The sequence below is a fragment of the Anoxybacillus amylolyticus genome (assembly GCF_001634285.1).
Classification (GTDB): Bacteria; Bacillota; Bacilli; order Bacillales; family Anoxybacillaceae; genus Anoxybacteroides; species Anoxybacteroides amylolyticum.
In genome coordinates, this window is sequence record NZ_CP015438.1 from 341128 (window position 1) to 360977 (window position 19850).

Consider the following 19850-nt stretch of genomic DNA (forward strand, 5'->3'; position numbering starts at 1 on the left):
AATAAAAGAAAGATTATGAGTAAGGAGCGCATGTATGAACATTCATAAATTTGTCATGCCGGAAGTAATTTTTGGAAAAAGTTCGATTCAACAAGTCGGGGAAAGTTGTTTACGGCTTGGCGCAACGAACGTACTTATCGTCAGCGACCCTGGCGTCATCGCCGCTGGTTGGCTTGATGTAATCGTGAAAAGCTGTCAACAAGCGGGACTACATTATACGACATTTTATGACGTTACGATTAACCCAAAAGATAGCGAAGTAGAAAAAGGATGCTGTGTGTATATCGAAAATGAATGTGATGCAATTATTGGAGTCGGTGGAGGAAGTCCGATTGATGTTGCGAAAGCGATAGCCATTTTAGCGACTAATGGAGGACAAATTCGTGACTATGAAGGGGTAGATAAAATTCACCATCCGCTCCCGCCACAAGTGATGGTTTCGACAACGGCAGGCTCAGGGTCAGAAGTGTCGCAATTTTCCGTGATCGTCGATACGAAGGAGAAAAAAAAGATGACGATCGTTTCTCGCTCGCTTATTCCTGATATTGCGATCATTGACCCGGAAACGTTATCGACAAAAAGCGCCCATTTAACGGCTTCGACAGGGCTTGACGTATTAACGCACGGCATTGAAGCGTACGTCAGCTTAGCGGCAACACCGTTAACAGACGTACAAGCGAAAAACGCTATTTCCCTCGTTGCACAATATTTACGTCCTTCCGTAGCTTCCAAAATGAACGAAGAAGCGAAAACGAATATGGCGATGGCTAGTTTACAGGCAGGCTTAGCTTTTTCCAACGCCATTTTAGGGGCAGTTCACGCGATGTCCCACGCCGTAGGTGGAAAATATAACCTTCTCCACGGAGATGTGAATTCGATTTTGCTGCCGCACGTCATGGAATACAACTTATTAGCTAACCCGAAAAAATTTGCCGATATCGCCCTTTTCCTTGGCGTCGATACTCGCGGACTTTCCGCAATGGAAGCTGGAAAAAAAGCAATCGACTATGTTAAGCAGCTCGCAATCGACATCGGAGCGCCTCAGCGGTTAGCCGATATCGGGGTGGAAAAAGACGAGCTACAGAAAATGAGCGTTGTTGCGTTTCATGATGCGTGCATGATTACAAATCCACGGGATGTGACCGTCGAAGACATTCAGGAACTATTTAGAAAGGCATGGTAAAACGATGAACGAGCGGCAACAACTGATCACCATGTTAACCGGTGTACAATCTTCCAAACGAAGCTATTATACGGAATTAAAAAAAATGGTCGGCGAATTAAAAAAGAAAAATATGCAGCTAGAAATTATTAACGATATCACGAAAAGCTTCAATATCAATATGTCGATGGATGAAATGCTCAAAAACACGTTCGACAAACTAAAAGAAATTTTTCCGCTTGCAAGAATAAGTTTATCGCTATACGAACAAGAGCAGCTTATTTTAACAAACGTCTATCCAACACATGCCCTTTACTTTCCTATAGGATTTGCGCTGCCGAAAGAACGTTCGCTATATTGGAAAGCGATTCAATCGCTTGAAAAAATTTTTTATGAGGTAAAAAAAGAACCGGTATTTATTGAAACAAGCGTGTACGAAGCGTTAGGTATTCAAAGTGTACTACTTATTCCGCTCATGCGTAAAACCCAAGTGATCGGCGTCTTAAGCATCGGAAGCAAAGAAGTCGTTGCATACGACGAAGCAGACCTTTCTTTTTTTCAACAGTTTGGCGACCAACTAGCCGTTTGTATCGAGAATGCCCGCCTTTACAATGAAGTATTAACGAGCAAAAAAGAATGGGAAGAAACGTTTCGCGCCGTTTCCGAAATGATTTTCGTCGTTGACTTAGACGGAAATATTTTGCGGTACAACGACGCGGTCAAAACGTTTTTTTCTGACGTACAACAAACAAACATTTATGAGCTGCTAGAACTTGAACCAAGCGAGAATCCAATCATTGAAAATATCGAAACGAAAAAACCAGTGCACCGACACTTGCGTATTCAACAACGCGTTTGCGAGTTGCACTCGTACCCTGTATGGAACGAACAGCAAAAAATGTATGCGGTCATTATGTATATTAATGACATCACCGAAAAGCTACAAATCGAAGCCCAGCTCGTTCAATCTGGGAAGCTTGCCGCCATTGGGGAAATGGCGGCAGGCATTGCGCACGAACTGAACAATCCGCTCACGGCGATTCTTGGGAACGCTCAGCTGTTGTTGCGGTCAATGAAAGACGAGCGCTCCTACAAGTTATTATCCGACATTTATTCATGCGGAAAGCGGTGCAAAACGATCATTCAAAATTTATTGACGTTCTCGCGACAAGATGAATATATGTTTGCAGAATGCTCCATTAACGAGGCGGTCGAGCAAGTATTAGGGCTCATCGGCGATCAAATTCAAAAACAGAATATCACGATTCAAAAGCAACTAGATGATTCGCTCGAATTAATCGAAGGAAACATTCAACAAATCGGACAAATTATTTTAAACTTTTTAATTAACGCAAAAGATGCGCTTGAAGAAATAGAGGACGAAAAGAAAACGATTACTATCGAAACGAAGCTAGTCACAGAGGCAGAAAAACGATGGGTTATTTTAAGCGTTAAAGACAACGGAAAAGGAATTAGCGAACAGCACTTGCAAGAAATTTTCCATCCGTTTTTCACGACAAAGCGACCGGGAAAAGGAACAGGACTTGGATTGTCTGTCAGTTTAGGAATCGCGCAAGCACACGGCGGCACGATTGAAGTCAGTAGCGAGCTCGGCAAAGGGAGCGAATTTCGGTTAAAATTACCGGCAAAAGAGGAAAGGGGAGGTTAGATGCGTCATATTTTAGTCGTCGACGACGAACGCGAAGTTGGCACATTTTTTCGCCACTTACTAGAAGAAAAAGGATATCACGTGACACTTGGGTTTAGTGGGCAAGATTTTTTCCAACTCATTCGCCAGCATCGCTTTGATTTGGCGTTGATTGATGTGAAGTTGCCGGATACGAACGGGTTAGATTTGTTAAAACAGCTAAAGCTTTCGCTTCCTGCTTGTAAGGTGGTGGTGATGACAGGCTACAGTACGGTAAAAACGGCGGTAGAAGCGATTAAATACGGGGCGAACGACTATGTTGAAAAACCATTTGATGACATCGACCAACTAGAGCAACTGATTGACGGACTGTTGCATAGCGGCGCTACGTCTGCCCAAAATGACATGTACAAGCTAGCCGAAACGCTTGGGTTCATGGTCGGGACAAATAAAGAAATGAATGACTTGTTAAAGCTTGCCTACAAAATTGCGAAAAAAAACGTGAACGTGCTCATTGAAGGGGAAACAGGAACAGGGAAAGAGGTACTTGCCCATTTTATTCATAGCGCGAGCATGCGCTACGACCAGCCGTTTATCGGCATCAATTGCGGTGCCGTTTCGGAAACGTTGTTGGAAAGCGAATTGTTCGGTCATGAAAAAGGGGCGTTTACTGGGGCGATAAAAGAAAAAAAAGGCATGTTCGAAATCGCCAATCGCGGCACGCTGTTTTTGGATGAAATTGGCGAAGCGACGCTAGCAACGCAAGTGAAATTGTTGCGCGTGCTAGAAACAGGGGAGTATATTCGCGTTGGCGGCGAAGCGATACGAAAAACGAATACGCGCATCATTGCCGCATCGCATGTGAATTTGGCAAAAGCGGTAGAAGAGAAAACGTTTCGCGAAGATTTGCTTTATCGGCTAGATGTCGTAAAACTAACGATTCCACCACTTCGTGAGCGGCTGGGAGACTTGCCGCTGCTTGTCGATTATTTCTTAAAAAAGTTGCATTCGCCACTATCGTTTTCGGAAGAAAGTCTTGCTTATATGAGCCAATACCATTGGCCAGGCAATGTCCGCGAATTGTTTAACGTCGTCAAACGCGCAGTAACATTGGCAGAAGGGGAAACAGCAGTGATTACCCCACCATACCTTCCGGAAAAACTGAAACCTTCGCACACTTCGATGCCAACGGTAGCAAAAAAGACGAGCGACACCGATTTGGAGACGTATTTGCATGAATGGACAAACGATGTTTTATCGTTATGGAAAAAAAATGAGCCTATTGATTTAGAATATGTCCTGTCGTTAGTAAAAGAGCTTGAAACAACCATCGGACGTTCGTTTGTTATGAAAACGTTAAAAGAAACGATTGGCAATCGAAAAGAAACAGCCGAACGGCTCAACATTACCGTGCGCAAATTGAGGTATTTACTAAAAGAAAAAGGAGCTGACCAAAAATAAGGTCAGCCCTTTCGTTTTAGAAGAAGCCTAGAGCTCTCGGGTTGTAGCTAACGAGGATATTTTTCGTTTGTTGATAGTGTGCTAGCATCATATGGTGCGTTTCACGACCGATGCCGGACATTTTATAGCCGCCAAATGCCGCGTGCGCCGGATATGAATGATAGCAGTTCGTCCAGACGCGACCTGCTTGAATGCCCCGTCCGAATCGGTACGCGCGGTTAATGTTGCGCGTCCACACGCCTGCGCCTAGCCCGTATAACGTATCATTAGCAATTGCAAGCGCTTCGGCTTCGTCTTTGAACGTCGTCACCGATACGACCGGACCAAAAATTTCTTCTTGGAAAATACGCATTTTATTATGGCCTTTAAAGACGGTCGGTTGAATATAGTAGCCATTTTCCAAGCCGGCAATCACATTTTTCTCCCCGCCAATGAGGCATTGCGCTCCTTCTTGTTTTCCGATATCGATATACGAAAGAATTTTCTCCATCTGTTCCGCTGAAGCTTGTGCCCCCATCATTGTCGAGGTGTCGAGCGGGTTTCCTGTTTTAATGTTTTGAACGCGCTCAAGCGCCCGTTCCATAAACGCCTCATAAATCGACTCATGAATTAACGCTCTAGAAGGGCATGTGCACACTTCCCCTTGGTTAAGTGCGAACATGACAAATCCCTCGATCGCTTTATCCAAAAAGTCATCGTCGGCTTCCATGACGTCTGGGAAGAAAATATTCGGCGATTTCCCCCCTAACTCAAGCGTTACAGGGATAATATTTTGCGACGCATATTGCATAATTAAACGACCGGTTGTCGTTTCGCCCGTAAAGGCGATTTTGGCGATGCGCGGGCTAGATGCTAACGGCTTCCCTGCTTCGAGCCCGAAGCCATTGACGACGTTTAGCACGCCAGGCGGCAATAAGTCGCCAATCAACTCCAACAGCACCATAATCGATGCCGGCGTTTGTTCTGCTGGTTTTAGCACGATGCAGTTTCCAGCAGCGAGAGCAGGGGCGATTTTCCACGCCGCCATTAATAATGGGAAATTCCACGGGATAATTTGCCCGACAACGCCAAGCGGCTCGTGGAAATGATAGGCGACGGTATCGTCGTCCAATTGGCTAATCGTTCCTTCTTGGGCGCGAATCGCGCCAGCAAAGTAACGAAAATGGTCGATGGCCAGCGGCAAATCGGCGTTTAACGTTTCACGAATCGGTTTGCCGTTATCCCATGTTTCTGCCACCGCGAGCATCTCTAAGTTTTCTTCCATGCGGTCCGCAATTTTATTTAAAATGAGCGCTCTTTCTGCGGGCGACGTTTTTCCCCACGCCTCTTTTGCTGCATGAGCAGCGTCGAGCGCTAACTCTATGTCTTCGGCTTGGGAGCGGGCGACTTCGCAAAATACTTCCCCAGTTACAGGCGTAATATTTGCGAAATATTGCCCGGAAATAGGCGGCACCCATTCCCCGTTAATATAGTTATCGTATCGTTTTTTAAATTGAACTTTTGCGTCTTTTTCTCCCGGTTGTCGATAAATCACGTGAACCCCCCCTTATTTTTTTGCTAGGATGCCCCGAAGCGGGACACCCTAAAGGTTACATTGTTAAAACGATGCGACCGTTAATTTGTCCTTTTTCCATTTTCTCAAAAACATCATTAATTTTTTCTAGTGGAACCGCTTCCACGATTGGGCGAACTTTTCCGCGCGCTGCAAAATCTAACGCTTCTTGCATATCTTTTCTTGTGCCGACGATTGACCCTTTCACTGTCACACCGTTTAAGACTGTATCGAAAATCGGAATTGGCAATTCATCGTGCGGCAAGCCGACAACGACCAGGCATCCACCGCGTTTAACTGAGCGATAGGCTTGCTCGAACGCTTTCTTCGTTACAGCGACGCTAATGGCAGCTTGGACACCACCTACTTTTTCTTGAATCGTTGCGACAGGGTCTTCTTTTAATCCGTTAATGGCAATATCTGCCCCTAATTTTGTCGCTAGTTCTGCTTTATCATCGCTAATGTCGACAGCGACGACATTGAATCCCATCGCTTTAGCGTATTGCAGCGCGATATGCCCCAAGCCGCCGATGCCGTAAATCGCCACCCAATCGCCTGGCTTGGCATTTGATACTTTCAATGCTTTGTACGTCGTGACCCCTGCGCAAAGAATCGGTGCGACTTCGACTGGATCGAGATTTTCTGGGATGCGTGCGACATAATCGGCTGGCGCTTTGCAATATTCGGCATATCCGCCGTCAACGGAATACCCGCCGTTTAATTGGTGTGGACAAAGCGTTTCTTGTCCACTTAAACAATATTCACATTCGCCGCATGCTGAGTATAGCCAAGGAATACCGACGCGGTCGCCAACTTTCAGCGATTTTACCCCTTCCCCAACTTCGACTACAACTCCAACCCCTTCGTGACCAGGAATGAGCGGAAGCTTCGGTTTGACCGGCCAGTCCCCGTGGGCAGCGTGCAAGTCGGTATGGCAGACGCCACAAGCTTCAATTTTGACAAGCACCTCGCCATACTCGAGTGTCGGCTTTTCCACTTCCTCGATTCGAAGTTTTTGTTTGAACTCGTGAACAACTGCTGCTTTCATTCTCCCTATCCCCTTTCCAAAAAATTTTTTGTTCGCCTATCTTAAAATGCAAAAAGTATGCCAATTCAAAAAAAAGAAAACAAAGCTGTTAGTAGGGAAAAATGCCGAAATTACGGCATTTTTGAACGAATGATCGGCAGGTTGTTCACAAAATTGTCACATACGAATCAAACCTTTCTCCTTTCCCTAAACTGTAGTATAATTAGAAATTAGACTGTGCATGGACAAAGGTAGAGGTGAATAAGTGTGTTTGACCGTCTTCAAGCAGTAGAAGAACGTTATGAAAAGTTGAATCAGTTGTTAATGGACCCAGAAGTGATTAATGACCCGAAAAAGCTTCGGGACTATTCGAAAGAGCAGTCCGATTTAGAAGAAACGGTGCTTACGTATCGGGAATATAAATCTGTTCGCGAGCAGCTTCTTGATGCCAAAGCGATGTTAGAGGAGAAATTGGACGCAGAGATGCGTGAGATGGTGAAAGAAGAAATTAGCGAACTAGAAGAACGGGAAGAAGAGCTTGTCGAAAAGTTAAAAGTCCTCTTGCTTCCAAAAGACCCGAACGATGACAAAAACGTTATTATGGAAATTCGCGGGGCGGCTGGCGGTGAAGAGGCGGCATTGTTTGCGGGCGACTTGTACCGCATGTATACGCGCTATGCCGAATCGCAAGGATGGAAAACCGAAGTCATCGAGGCAAGCCCGACAGGATTGGGCGGCTATAAAGAAATTATTTTTATGGTGCAAGGAAAGGGAGCGTATTCGAAACTGAAGTTTGAAAACGGTGCCCATCGCGTCCAGCGCGTACCAGAAACGGAATCGGGCGGCCGCATTCATACATCAACAGCGACCGTTGCCTGCTTGCCGGAAATGGAAGAAGTCGAAGTCGAGATTCACGAAAAAGATATCCGCGTCGATACGTTCGCATCCAGTGGACCAGGTGGGCAAAGCGTCAACACGACGATGTCGGCCGTACGCTTAACACACATTCCAACTGGCATCGTCGTTTCCTGCCAAGACGAAAAATCGCAAATTAAAAACAAAGAGAAGGCGATGAAAGTATTGCGCGCCCGCATTTACGACAAATATCAACAAGAAGCGCGCGCTGAATACGATCAAACGCGTAAACAAGCCGTCGGTACGGGCGACCGCTCCGAGCGCATTCGCACATACAACTTCCCGCAAAACCGCGTCACTGACCATCGCATCGGATTGACGTTGCAAAAGCTCGACCAAGTGTTAGAAGGCAAGCTCGACGAAATTATCGATGCGCTCATTTTAGACGACCAATCGAAAAAGCTGGAGCAAGCAAATGAAGCGTAATAAACTGTACGAAGTCCTTCACCGGGCTTCTTCTTTTTTAAAAAAACACGAAAAAGAAGAGCGTGTCGCCGAGCTATTATTATGCCATCATTTGCGCATGACGCGGGCGCAACTATTCGCCAATTTGCGCGAGGAGTTGGACGAGCCAATCGAACAAGCACTGATTGCCGACTTAGAAAAACACGTATACGAACATATTCCCGTCCAGTATTTAATCGGCTCCGAAACGTTTTACGGGCGGAAGTTTCACGTCAATCCCGCCGTCCTTATTCCACGGCCGGAAACAGAAGAACTAGTCGCAGGGGTGCTCAAACGAATCGCCCGTCTTTTTCCGGAGGGGCAAGTCGATGTCGTGGATGTCGGAACAGGAAGTGGCGCGATTGCGGTCACGCTTGCGTTAGAAAACGAATCACTATATGTTCGCGCGATTGATATTTCGAAAGAAGCGCTTCTCGTTGCTAGCGAAAACGCTCGCCGTCTTGGGGCGCCCGTCCAATTTTTGCACGGTGATTTATTAAAGCCGCTTATCGAGGCGAACGGTCGCGTCGATGTTGTCGTATCGAATCCGCCGTATATTCCAGAACAGGACATCGCTTCGCTCTCCCCAATTGTGCAAAAAGAGCCGCGGCAAGCGCTTGTCGGAGGGGTCGATGGGCTTTTCTTTTACCGCCGCTTGATGAACGAATTGCCGCTTGTGCTAAAAGAAAGGGCGTTGGTGGCGTTTGAAATCGGCGCTGGGCAAGGCGAAGCAGTCGCCCACTTGCTTTCGCAAACGTTTCCTCATGCTGCAGTGGATGTTGCTTACGACATGAACGGGAAAGACCGGATGGTGTTTGCCGAAATAGCGCCATAACTTCTAAAAATTTTTTTAGATTACTAGTTTAAAAAGATGTTGCCATGTCCACACTGACATAGTGAAAGGACGGTGCAACGATATGAATAAAAATAAAATGGGTATTATTTTATATATCTTATTGTTAATTACTGGTGTGTTTGTCAATGTGTACGGTCAGCAAACGGAAGCAGGGGCGAATGCACAAGTGATGATTCCAAACGAAGCGATTCGGCTCCGCATTTTAGCCAATAGCGACTCCGCGGAAGACCAAGCGCTGAAACGAAAAGTGCGCGATGCGGTCAATGCGCAAATTAATGAATGGGTCGAACACTTAACGTCATTCGCCGAAGCGAAACAAGTCATTCAAGCACATTTGCCAGCGATTGAACAAACAGTAGCGGAAGTGTTGCGAAAAGAAAAAAGCAATCAATCGTATCGTGTCGAATTTGGCAACGTTCATTTTCCAACCAAAATTTACGGGAACTACATTTATCCTGCGGGGCAATACGAGGCAGTATTAATTACACTTGGTGACGGCAAAGGGGCAAACTGGTGGTGCGTGTTGTTTCCGCCATTATGCTTTCTCGATTTTTCTAACGGGGAAGCAGTGGCGCAACACGAAGCGAACGATCCACAAACGGCATCAACTACTGTTTCCGCACCAGCAGAATCATCGCCTCTAGTAGTCAACGAGGAGCAAGAAGTACATGTCAAATTTTTGTGGAAAGAACTATGGGATAAACTGACGGAATAGTGGATATTGTGGACAAAAACAATCATATCCACAAAGTTATAAACAAAAAATCGATAGTTATCAACAAAATGTGGATAACATTCCTTTCGTTAAGCGAGTACGTCGTTATATCCCGTCATAACGGGCGTAATGGAGGTGAACAACATGGAAACGAAACAATGGTATGTGGATAATTTTGTGGACATAAACGATAGTTGTCCACAAATTTCACAGGCAGCAGCACTACTGCGTGCGGGGGAAGTCGTTGCTTTTCCAACAGAAACGGTGTATGGGCTCGGAGCGAACGCATTATCCACAACGGCGGTCAACAAAATTTTTGCAGCCAAAGGTCGGCCGAGCGATAATCCACTCATTGTGCATATTGCAGAGTTTTCCCAGCTAGAAGACATCGCATCTATTTCACCTGTCGCCAAAACACTTATCGAGCATTTTTGGCCAGGCCCATTGACGCTTGTACTAAAAAAGAAAGGAAATATTTCGGATGCGGTAACAGCAGGACTTTCGACGGTAGCCGTGCGGATGCCGGCCCATCCAGTGGCGCTTTCACTCATTCGCGCAAGCGGTTTGCCGATTGCGGCACCGAGCGCCAATCGTTCTGGGCGACCGAGCCCGACGAGCGCAAAGCACGTATGGGATGATTTGCACGGCAAAATTGCCGGCATTGTCGATGGAGGAGAGACAGGAGTTGGTGTCGAATCGACGGTGCTCGATTGCACGACGGACATCCCGACGATTTTACGGCCAGGAGGGGTGACGAAAGAACAATTAGAACAAGTCATTGGTCGTGTCGCCGTAGATGCAGCACTAACTGATGAACAACAGCCTCCGAAATCGCCAGGCATGAAATATACGCACTACGCGCCAAAAGCGCCGTTAGTCATCGTTGACGGCTCCCTTTCATTTTTTCAACAGCTTATCGATAAAGCGCGGGCGCAAGGGAAAAAAGTCGGGGTGCTCACGACGAGTGAGCGACAGACGATGTATCATGCCGATGTTGTCTTTACATGTGGAAAACGCTCTGATTTGTCCACCGTTGCTCGCCAATTGTATGATACGTTGCGGGCGTTTGACGAAACGGATGTCGATGTGATTTATAGCGAAAGTTTTCCAACTGCCGGCATTGGGGAAGCGATTATGAACCGGCTAAAGAAAGCGGCAGGCCATCGGGTCATGATGGAAAGCTAACCCTCCTATTCTAAATCGCTTCGGACGTGCATATGGTACAAATAGGCAAGTCCGGGGAGGGAATGCGATGATTGGGGAATTAATGACGCTATGCATGATGGCGTTTGCGCTAGGGATGGACGCCTTTTCCGTCGGGTTAGGCATGGGCTTTTTTCGGTTGCGCTTAAAGCAAATGTTTTATATCGGCTTTACGATTGGTGTTTTTCATATTGTCATGCCGCTATTAGGAATGATCGTTGGCCGATTTTTATCCGAACAGTTTAGCGGCATCGCTTCATACATTGGCGGCGCGCTTTTGCTTATATTGGGCGTGCAAATGATTGCAACTTCCTTCAAACAAGAAAGCGACCCGCTCATCTCCCCGGTCGGAATCGGGCTCCTTTTTTTTGCTTTAAGCGTCAGCCTAGACAGTTTTTCTGTTGGATTGAGCCTCGGTATTTATGGGGCACGTACGCTTGTGACGATTTTTTTGTTTGGGTTTTTTAGTATGTGGCTCACGTGGCTCGGGCTGCTTTTAGGCCGTCGTTTCCAAAAATGGCTCGGCATTTATGGAGAAATGCTTGGCGGCACCATTTTATTTATGTTTGGTATGAAACTACTATTTCCGATCTAAAGGCAGCGAGGAGCTGTCAGGCGTGTTGAATAACCATTAAAAACTATGTACAGGCAACTAGGGAAGTTTAACTTATTTTTTCGACTGTCGGAGGCAAGCTAAAGGCTTGCCTTCGTCACGCGTTCGCGTGACGGAGAACTGAACAACGAGCCGCCTCTCAGACAAATTCATTTGTCCGTCTTCGTTCTTGTTTGAAGGAAGAGGAAGAAAAGCTTATGTTCATTCAACTGATTCTATTTTTTAGGAAAATAGTGGACAACCACCACGCGTAGTGCGCTGTCTTTTTTTACACTATACTTTCCATTTCGATTTCCATATAATAATAGTATGAATCTTTTGACGGATAAGGAGGGAACTATGCCGGTTCGCATTTTGTTTGTTTGTACAGGCAACACGTGCCGTAGTCCGATGGCAGAAGCATTATTAAAAAGTAAGAAGCTGCCACATGTAGAAGTGAAATCAGCCGGCGTCTTTGCGATGGACGGTAGCGATGCTTCGGAACATGCGAAAACGGTGCTAGCGGAAAAAGGGATTGATACGTCGCACCGTTCATCGTTGCTGACGAAAGACGATATCCAATGGGCAACGTACGTGTTAACGATGACCGCTGGGCATAAGCAGCATGTCATTAGCCGCTTTCCAGAAGCAAAAGGGAAAACATTTACACTAAAAGAATTCGCTGTAGGACAAGAAGGGGATGTACTCGATCCATTCGGCGGTCCGGTCGATGTATATCGGCAAACGCGAGAAGAGCTGGAGCAGCTTATTGGGCAGTTGATTCCACAGCTACAGGGGGAGAAGGGGAATGAAGGAGAAACACAAGTTTAGTTTGCGGCTGAAGCTCGTTATTTTCACCACTGTACTAGCAATCATTACGTACTCCACGAGCGCTTTGTTTATTTATGTGTTTTATAACTTATTTTTCAGCGCATTTAACAAAAGCTTATTTACGATTATTATTTTATTGCTTGGTATTTTTTGGTCTGGGCTACTGGCTTACGTCGCCGCTGGGTTTATTACTCGCCCGCTGAAGCAGCTTGAGCAAGCGGCAATCAAGGCAGCGAACGGACAAATCGACCAAGACGTCCCGCTTGCTAAATCTGATGATGAAATTCGCGCCTTAGGGTTGGCGTTTAATGAAATGCTAAAAAACTTGCGCACAATGGTGCGAAACATTGAAGAGAACTTTGCATTAACGAATGAGAAAGTGATTGAAATTACGAACGCTTCAAGCGTGGCGGTGGAACGCTCGCAAAGCATTGCACAAACGATCGAAGAAATCTCCAAAGGTGCGAACGATTCGGCAGTGTCCATGCAGACGACGGCGGAATCGGTCGAAGATGTGCTTCATATCGCCAATGAAGTACAGAAAAAAGCAGAGCAATCCGAGCAACTAGCAACCGATATGGTCGAAACACTTCATACAAGCAAAGAAGTCATCGACTCGCTCGTCAATGGCATTCAACAACTAGCAAAAGACAACCAAGCGTCATTAAGCGCGGTGCGCCGCTTAGAACAACATGCCAAAGAAGTCGAAAATATCATTTCGCTTGTGGGCGACATTGCTGGGCAGACGAACCTTTTGGCGCTCAATGCTTCGATTGAAGCAGCACGTGCAGGCGAACACGGTAAAGGGTTTGCGGTCGTCGCCGAAGAAGTGCGGAAACTCGCGGATGAAAGTGCGAGGGCGGTGCAAGGGATTTCTGAGTTGATTCAGAATATCCAGAAGGAGGTCATACATGTCGTTGCCCAAATTAATGCACAAGTAAAAGCGGCGAATGAGGAAGCTGCGAAAGGGAATGATACGAATGCAGCGATTACCGAGATGACGAACTCGATCCATGAAGTGGCCGCTTCCGTTCATCAAATCGCTGAATTAGTGAAAGAACAGATGAAACACATCGAAAAAACGTCGATTCAGTCGCAAGAAGTAGCAGCGATCGCTGAAGAAACATCGGCAGGAGCGCTTGAAGTCACTGCCGCGACACAAGAACAGACAGCGATGATTCATCATGTCAACGAACTGGCAGGGCAACTAGCAGAACAAGCAAAAAAACTTAAAAATACAATCGATAGTTTTTGCACAAAATGATGAAAAAGCCGCCTTTTCCCATTACAATTAAAAAGAAAGGCGGCTTTTAGTTTACAACAAAGGAGGAAACAAACGTGAAAGTAGCAATTGCCTCAGACCATGGGGGTATTCGAATTCGCCAAGAAATAAAACAGTTGATGGAAGAAATGGGGATTGAGTACATTGACCTTGGTTGTGCATGTGAAGGGTCTGTTGATTATCCAGATTATGCCCTGCCAGTGGCGGAAAAAGTGGCAAGTGGAGAAGTGGACCGTGGCATTTTAATTTGTGGAACAGGCATTGGGATGTCGATTGCCGCAAATAAAGTAAAAGGAGTGCGCTGTGCGCTCGTTCATGATGTCTACAGCGCTCGCTTGACGCGCGAACATAATGATAGCAACGTCTTAGCGATGGGCGAACGTGTCATTGGTCCAGGATTGGCGCGCGAAATAGCGAAAGTATGGTTGACGACTGAATTTGAAGGTGGACGCCATGCTAACCGTATCAACAAAATTCATCAGTACGAACAAAACTAAGGGGGGATAGGATGCTTTCCGAATGGAAGCAACAATGGCAGACGATTTTAACAGAATTTAAACAGCAAGCTCCCCTTTCTGCTGAGCATATACTCGTCATCGGCTGCAGTACAAGCGAAGTAATCGGAAAAAAAATCGGCACCGCTGGCTCAATGGATGTGGCGGAAATGATTTTTGTGGAATTAAAAAAATGGCGCGACGAAACCGGGGTTCAGCTAGCGTTTCAATGTTGCGAACATTTAAACCGCGCCCTTGTCGTCGAAAAAGAAACCGCGCTTGCCAAAAACTTAGAAATTGTTTCTGTCATCCCTGTTCGTTCCGCTGGCGGCGCCATGGCGGAATATGCATATAACGCCATGAACAACCCAGTCGTTGTAGAATTTATGAAAGCAGACGCTGGCATTGACATTGGCGATACGCTCATTGGCATGCATTTAAAGCACGTCGCTGTACCAGTGCGCACGTCGCTTCAGCAAATTGGACATGCTCATGTCACGCTGGCGAAAACGCGCCCGAAGCTCATCGGCGGCGCCCGCGCCGTGTATTCAAAGGAAAATCCGAACGCTTCATGCACTTTTTCGTGATTTTGTTCACTTTTCCTTTGAATCATCCATTGAAAAGTTGGTAAAATAGAAAGGAATATTCTCATATTTCGAAAAAGGGGGAGCTTGTGATGAACTACTTGCCACAGCAAGATCCGCAAGTGTTTCAAGCGATTCAACAAGAACTTAAACGGCAACAAACAAAAATTGAACTAATTGCATCGGAAAACTTCGTCAGCCAAGCAGTGATGGAAGCGCAAGGCTCGGTATTAACGAACAAATATGCCGAAGGATACCCAGGTCGCCGTTATTACGGGGGGTGCGAGCATGTAGACGTCGTAGAAGAGTTGGCGCGCGAACGGGCGAAGCAACTATTTGGAGCAGAACATGCCAACGTTCAGCCGCACTCCGGGGCGCAAGCAAACATGGCCGTTTATTTTACGATTTTAAACCATGGCGATACAGTGCTTGGCATGAATTTGTCGCACGGGGGACACTTAACGCATGGCAGCCCAGTAAACTTTAGCGGCATGCAGTACAACTTCGTGGAATATGGTGTAGATCCGGAAACACACCGCATCGACTACGAGGATGTGTTAGAAAAGGCGCGTTTACATAAACCGAAGCTTATCGTTGCCGGCGCAAGCGCCTACCCGCGCGTCATTGATTTTGCACGGTTCCGCGAAATTGCCGATGAAGTCGGTGCATATTTAATGGTAGACATGGCGCACATCGCAGGTCTTGTTGCGGCAGGTCTTCATCCTAATCCAGTGCCGTATGCCCACTTTGTGACGACAACGACGCATAAAACGTTGCGCGGTCCGCGTGGCGGCATGATTCTTTGCAAAGAAGAATTTGCTAAACAAATCGACAAAGCGATTTTCCCTGGTATTCAAGGTGGTCCACTCATGCACGTTATTGCAGCGAAAGCAGTGGCACTTGGTGAAGCGTTGCAAGACGATTTTAAAGCATATGCACAACGTATTGTCGATAACGCGAAACGGTTAGCCGAAGCGCTCGTTCGCGAAGGCTTTACGCTCGTGTCGGGCGGAACCGATAACCATTTATTGCTTGTTGATTTGCGTTCGCTACAGCTGACGGGGAAAGTAGCGGAGAAAGTGTTGGACGATATCGGCATTACCGTCAATAAAAACACGATTCCATACGACCCAGAAAGCCCGTTTGTGACAAGCGGTATCCGCATCGGTACTGCCGCTGTGACGAGCCGTGGATTCGGTTTAGCAGAAATGGAAGAAATCGCGAGCATCATCGCGCTTGCGCTAAAGCATCATGACGACGAAGAAAAGCTAGAAGAAGCGCGCCGCCGTGTCGCTATGCTCACAGAAAAATTCCCGCTTTACGCCTAAGTGCTTGCCTCGTATCATTTGATACGAGGCAGTTTTTGGATAAAATCGCCACTGTCATTGAACATAGATTACTTTTTCGGTAAAATGGAAAGAAACGCACCATGTGAAAAAAGGGAGAGAAAACGATGGGTAAAGTATACGTATTCGATCATCCGTTGATTCAACATAAGCTTACATACATTCGTGACAAGCAAACAGGGACGAAAGAGTTTCGCGAGCTTGTCGAAGAAGTGGCGACATTGATGGCGTTTGAAATTACGCGCGACCTTCCGCTAGAGGAAGTAGAAATTGAAACACCCGTCAGCAAAGCAAAATCGAAAGTAATCGCTGGAAAAAAACTTGGCATTATCCCGATTTTACGTGCCGGCATCGGCATGGTCGACGGCATTTTAAAACTCATCCCAGCGGCAAAAGTCGGTCATATTGGGCTATACCGCGACCCAGAAACGTTAAAGCCGGTCGAGTATTACGTCAAATTGCCGACGGACGTGGAAGAACGTGACTTCATTGTCGTCGATCCGATGTTAGCGACCGGCGGTTCAGCCGTTGAAGCGATTTCTTCTTTGAAAAAGCGCGGCGCGAAAAACATTAAATTTATGTGCTTAATTGCCGCCCCAGAAGGAGTAGAAGCGGTGAAACAAGCGCATCCAGATGTTGATATTTATATCGCAGCGCTCGACGAAAAATTAAACGACCACGGCTACATCGTTCCAGGGCTTGGCGATGCAGGTGACCGTTTATTTGGGACGAAATAATAAAGTGATGCAAGCGCCAAGCATCTTTTTTAGGATGTTTGGCGCTTTTGTATGAAAAACGCCAAAAAGCAAATATTATATTATACAACAATTACATGAAAAAGAAATGAACAAATGTCACAAATTCTTAATAATTTGTTTTATTTTATTTCCTAAATTCGTTGACATTGACGGGTGCCTATTGTATGCTTACAGGGGATATAATGATAAGGTTTTCATGAGGAAAAAAGTAAAAAGAGCGAGGATGGATATGTATGTCGAAACAGCGCCATCCTTTTCAAGCGATCGGCTTAATGTCCGCGATCGTTTCGCAATTGGTCGGCTCGATCTTAATCGGAATTTTCAGTGGGAAATGGATGGATGAAAAATTTGGCACCGATCCGCTCTTTCTCATTATCGGTCTGTTGATCGGACTTGCGGCGGGCGTGTATGCCATGTTACGTTTAATCCGCCAATATTTCCCGGGGGAGTAACAGCATGCAGCAAATGGTGCAAAGGCAACAGAAATACCTCTTTTATTTGTTGTCGCTCTATACGCTAGGCTGGGGATTTACGAACTATAAAACTGTTTTTGCCAGCCTTATTCTCGGAACAGCGATAAGTTTGTTTTTGTTATGGAATCTGGTTCGAAAGGTCGCAAAATTCGGACGAGCGGTCGCTCAAGGAAAAAAAGTTCGTTCCCTCGGAACGTTTACCCGGTTAGCAGCGGCTGTACTAGCAGCGGCAATCGCGGTTGAATATCCGCAATATTTCTCCATCATCCCAGTTGTGATAGGATTAATGACATCCTATGCTGTCATTATAATAGATTTTCTTTTGCACAGAAAACACCCTTCATGAAAGAGAGGTGAGAACGGTTGGAACATAAAGCTCCGATTTATGAATTTCTTGGACTCACGTTTAATATGTCCAACGTTTTAATGATTACGGTCACGAGCGTAATCGTCTTCCTTATCGCCATCGCTGCGACACGATCGTTACAACTCCGCCCGACAGGAATGCAAAACTTCTTAGAATGGGTGCTTGATTTCGTCAAAGGAATCATCAACAGCACGATGGACTGGCATACCGGCGGTCGCTTTCTAACGCTTGGTGCGACGCTGATTATGTACATTTTCGTCGCCAACATGCTCGGTCTTCCATTTTCTGTTCGCGTCGGGGATACCCTTTGGTGGAAATCGCCAACAGCCGATCCGACGATTACGTTGACGCTTGCCGTCATGATTGTCGGTCTGACGCATTACTACGGTATTAAGCTTAAAGGGGTTAAGGAGTACAGCCTTGATTACTTTAAGCCAATGGCATTTTTGTTCCCGCTTAAGCTCGTCGAGGAGTTTGCCAATACGCTGACGTTAGGTTTGCGTCTTTACGGGAACATTTTTGCCGGTGAAATTTTGTTAGGCTTATTAGCTGGACTAGGGACAAGCGGAGTGTTCGGCGCAGTCGGCGCAGCCATTCCGATGATGGTTTGGCAAGCATTCAGTATTTTCGTCGGCTGTATCCAAGCATTTATTTTCACAATGTTAACAATGGTTTACATGGCACATAAAGTCAGCCAAGACCATTAAACACTATAAAAAATATGGAATGAATCACAAAGGAGGATTTTTACAATGAATTTAATTGCAGCTGCCATTGCAGTAGGTTTAGCAGCACTTGGTGCTGGTATTGGTAACGGTTTAATCGTCGGTCGTACAGTAGAAGGGATTGCACGTCAACCAGAATTGCGTCCTGTGCTACAAACAACCATGTTTATCGGGGTAGCGTTAGTCGAAGCGTTGCCAATCATCGGCGTCGTTATCTCATTCATCGTTATGAACCGATAATGAAATACTCGATGGATAATGGCGAAGTTCGTGCAGACGATCACCTTCGCCATTCCTTTATGCACATAATTACACAGCGGCTGAAGGGAGTGAAAAGCGGTGTTAATAAGCATGAATACGTTTTTATTAGGCGCTGCCGAGCATCATACGGGCATTAATAGCGGCGATATCATTTTCCAATTGCTTATGTTTGTCATCTTATTAGCATTGCTCCGAAAATATGCGTTTGGTCCATTAATGGGCATTATGAAACAACGCGAAGAGCATATTGCTAATGAAATTGAACAGGCAGAAAAACATCATCAAGAAGCGAAAAAGCTTGCAGAAGAACAACGAGCATTGTTAAAACAGGCGCGCCAAGAAGCGCAAGCGCTAATGGAAAATGCTCGCAAGCTTGGCGAAGAGCAAAAAGAACAAATCGTTGCGGCTGCCCGCGCGGAAGCGGAACGCTTAAAAGAAACAGCGAAAAAAGAAATCGAGCGCGAAAAAGAGCAAGCAGTCGCTGCTTTGCGTGAGCAGGTGGCTTCTTTATCCGTACTTATTGCATCGAAAGTGATTGAAAAAGAATTGACAGAACAAGATCAAGCGAAGCTGATTAACGAGTACATTCAAGAGGTAGGAGAAGGGCGATGAACAAAGAAGTCGTAGCGAAACGGTATGCATTGGCTCTTTTTCAAATCGCTCAACAACAGCAGCTCCTTGATCGATTCGAAGCAGAAATTCGCATTGTCAAGCAAGTGTTTGCGGCTCAACCAGACTTTCTCGCTGTGTTAACCCATCCGAAGCTATCGCTTGACAAGAAAAAAGCGTTAATCAAAGAAACGTTTGCAGCATTGTCTGTTCCAGTGCAAAATACGTTGCTTTTATTGCTTGACCGCCATCGCATCGACATTGTGGGATCGCTTGCAGACGAATTTGTTGCGTTAGCGAATGAAGCTCGCGGCGTGGCGGAGGCGATCGTTTATTCGGCTCGTCCATTAAGCGAAGCTGAAAAACGAGCACTTGTGGATGTGTTTGCGAAAAAAGTTGGAAAAGCAACGCTTCATATCGAAAACATTGTCGATTCCTCGCTAATCGGCGGCGTGAAACTGCGCATTGGCAACCGCATTTACGACGGTAGCGTCAGCGGCAAACTAGAACGACTCAAACGTCAACTTATTGGCTGAAGATTTATA

At 46.1% G+C, this 19850-nt stretch carries 22 protein-coding genes; 20 read left to right on the forward strand and 2 right to left on the reverse strand.

The window, feature by feature from the left end; all coding sequences use genetic code 11:
• Positions 1-34: 34 nt before the first annotated feature.
• From GFC30_RS01710 to GFC30_RS01720, 3 genes are read left to right on the forward strand one after another with little or no spacing between them, the layout of a single operon-like run.
• Complete coding sequence (locus GFC30_RS01710) at positions 35-1183, forward strand: iron-containing alcohol dehydrogenase (RefSeq protein WP_066322590.1); 1149 nt, start codon at positions 35-37, stop codon at positions 1181-1183.
• Positions 1184-1187: 4 nt separating this feature from the next.
• Positions 1188-2831, forward strand: coding sequence for a GAF domain-containing sensor histidine kinase (locus tag GFC30_RS01715; protein WP_066322592.1), 1644 nt, complete (start codon positions 1188-1190; stop codon positions 2829-2831).
• Complete coding sequence (locus GFC30_RS01720) at positions 2832-4271, forward strand: sigma-54-dependent transcriptional regulator (protein ID WP_066322594.1); 1440 nt, start codon at positions 2832-2834, stop codon at positions 4269-4271.
• Between the two features lie 16 nt (positions 4272-4287).
• Here GFC30_RS01720 and adh read toward each other — a convergent pair whose 3' ends face one another.
• Together adh and adhP are read right to left on the reverse strand one after the other, a co-directional pair.
• On the reverse strand, positions 4288-5805 hold the full coding sequence (adh, locus tag GFC30_RS01725) for an aldehyde dehydrogenase (protein WP_066322595.1): 1518 nt from the start codon (positions 5803-5805) through the stop codon (positions 4288-4290).
• Positions 5806-5860: 55 nt separating this feature from the next.
• Positions 5861-6871: an alcohol dehydrogenase AdhP gene (gene adhP, locus GFC30_RS01730; protein WP_066322596.1), complete on the reverse strand. Its 1011-nt coding sequence runs from the start codon at positions 6869-6871 to the stop codon at positions 5861-5863.
• A gap of 246 nt (positions 6872-7117) precedes the next feature.
• Here adhP and prfA point away from each other — a divergent pair, with 246 nt between their 5' ends.
• From prfA to GFC30_RS01815, 17 genes are all read left to right on the forward strand, one after another.
• Positions 7118-8191 (forward strand): peptide chain release factor 1, encoded by a 1074-nt coding sequence (gene prfA, locus GFC30_RS01735; RefSeq protein WP_066322598.1) that lies wholly within the window; start codon positions 7118-7120, stop codon positions 8189-8191.
• Positions 8181-9044: a peptide chain release factor N(5)-glutamine methyltransferase gene (prmC, locus tag GFC30_RS01740; protein ID WP_066322602.1), complete on the forward strand. Its 864-nt coding sequence runs from the start codon at positions 8181-8183 to the stop codon at positions 9042-9044. The genes prfA and prmC overlap by 11 nt, the downstream gene beginning before the upstream one ends.
• An 82-nt stretch (positions 9045-9126) precedes the next feature.
• Positions 9127-9780, forward strand: a complete 654-nt coding sequence (gene spoIIR, locus GFC30_RS01745; RefSeq protein WP_066322604.1) for a stage II sporulation protein R — start codon at positions 9127-9129, stop codon at positions 9778-9780.
• A gap of 144 nt (positions 9781-9924) precedes the next feature.
• Complete coding sequence (locus GFC30_RS01750; RefSeq protein WP_066322606.1) at positions 9925-10965, forward strand: L-threonylcarbamoyladenylate synthase; 1041 nt, start codon at positions 9925-9927, stop codon at positions 10963-10965.
• Positions 10966-11032: 67 nt separating this feature from the next.
• A complete protein-coding gene (locus GFC30_RS01755) occupies positions 11033-11578 on the forward strand; it encodes a manganese efflux pump MntP (RefSeq protein ID WP_066322608.1) in 546 nt (181 codons plus the stop codon).
• A 357-nt stretch (positions 11579-11935) separates the two neighbouring features.
• On the forward strand, positions 11936-12406 hold the full coding sequence (locus GFC30_RS01760) for a low molecular weight protein arginine phosphatase (RefSeq protein WP_066322610.1): 471 nt from the start codon (positions 11936-11938) through the stop codon (positions 12404-12406).
• Positions 12384-13670: a methyl-accepting chemotaxis protein gene (locus GFC30_RS01765; protein WP_066322611.1), complete on the forward strand. Its 1287-nt coding sequence runs from the start codon at positions 12384-12386 to the stop codon at positions 13668-13670. Before GFC30_RS01760 ends, GFC30_RS01765 begins: the two co-directional genes overlap by 23 nt.
• Before the next feature lie 74 nt (positions 13671-13744).
• Positions 13745-14185, forward strand: coding sequence for a ribose 5-phosphate isomerase B (gene rpiB, locus GFC30_RS01770; RefSeq protein ID WP_066322613.1), 441 nt, complete (start codon positions 13745-13747; stop codon positions 14183-14185).
• An 11-nt stretch (positions 14186-14196) separates the two neighbouring features.
• The gene (locus tag GFC30_RS01775) at positions 14197-14769 is read left to right on the forward strand and encodes a TIGR01440 family protein (protein WP_066322618.1); all 573 of its coding nucleotides are present in this window, start codon (positions 14197-14199) and stop codon (positions 14767-14769) included.
• Between the two features lie 89 nt (positions 14770-14858).
• Positions 14859-16094: a serine hydroxymethyltransferase gene (gene glyA, locus GFC30_RS01780; protein WP_066322619.1), complete on the forward strand. Its 1236-nt coding sequence runs from the start codon at positions 14859-14861 to the stop codon at positions 16092-16094.
• Positions 16095-16219: 125 nt separating this feature from the next.
• Positions 16220-16849 (forward strand): uracil phosphoribosyltransferase, encoded by a 630-nt coding sequence (gene upp / locus GFC30_RS01785; protein ID WP_066322620.1) that lies wholly within the window; start codon positions 16220-16222, stop codon positions 16847-16849.
• 254 nt (positions 16850-17103) lie between these two features.
• The gene (locus GFC30_RS01790; protein ID WP_066322626.1) at positions 17104-17322 is read left to right on the forward strand and encodes an AtpZ/AtpI family protein; all 219 of its coding nucleotides are present in this window, start codon (positions 17104-17106) and stop codon (positions 17320-17322) included.
• A 4-nt stretch (positions 17323-17326) separates the two neighbouring features.
• Positions 17327-17689 carry an ATP synthase subunit I gene (locus GFC30_RS01795; protein WP_066322627.1) on the forward strand — a complete coding sequence of 121 codons (363 nt, stop codon included), beginning with the start codon at positions 17327-17329 and terminating at the stop codon, positions 17687-17689.
• Between the two features lie 17 nt (positions 17690-17706).
• Positions 17707-18417: a F0F1 ATP synthase subunit A gene (atpB, locus tag GFC30_RS01800; protein ID WP_066322628.1), complete on the forward strand. Its 711-nt coding sequence runs from the start codon at positions 17707-17709 to the stop codon at positions 18415-18417.
• Between the two features lie 45 nt (positions 18418-18462).
• A complete protein-coding gene (gene atpE / locus GFC30_RS01805; RefSeq protein ID WP_017436872.1) occupies positions 18463-18675 on the forward strand; it encodes a F0F1 ATP synthase subunit C in 213 nt (70 codons plus the stop codon).
• Positions 18676-18786: 111 nt separating this feature from the next.
• The gene (locus GFC30_RS01810; protein WP_066327022.1) at positions 18787-19308 is read left to right on the forward strand and encodes a F0F1 ATP synthase subunit B; all 522 of its coding nucleotides are present in this window, start codon (positions 18787-18789) and stop codon (positions 19306-19308) included.
• Positions 19305-19841 carry a F0F1 ATP synthase subunit delta gene (locus GFC30_RS01815; protein WP_066322630.1) on the forward strand — a complete coding sequence of 179 codons (537 nt, stop codon included), beginning with the start codon at positions 19305-19307 and terminating at the stop codon, positions 19839-19841. Before GFC30_RS01810 ends, GFC30_RS01815 begins: the two co-directional genes overlap by 4 nt.
• Positions 19842-19850: the final 9 nt, after the last annotated feature.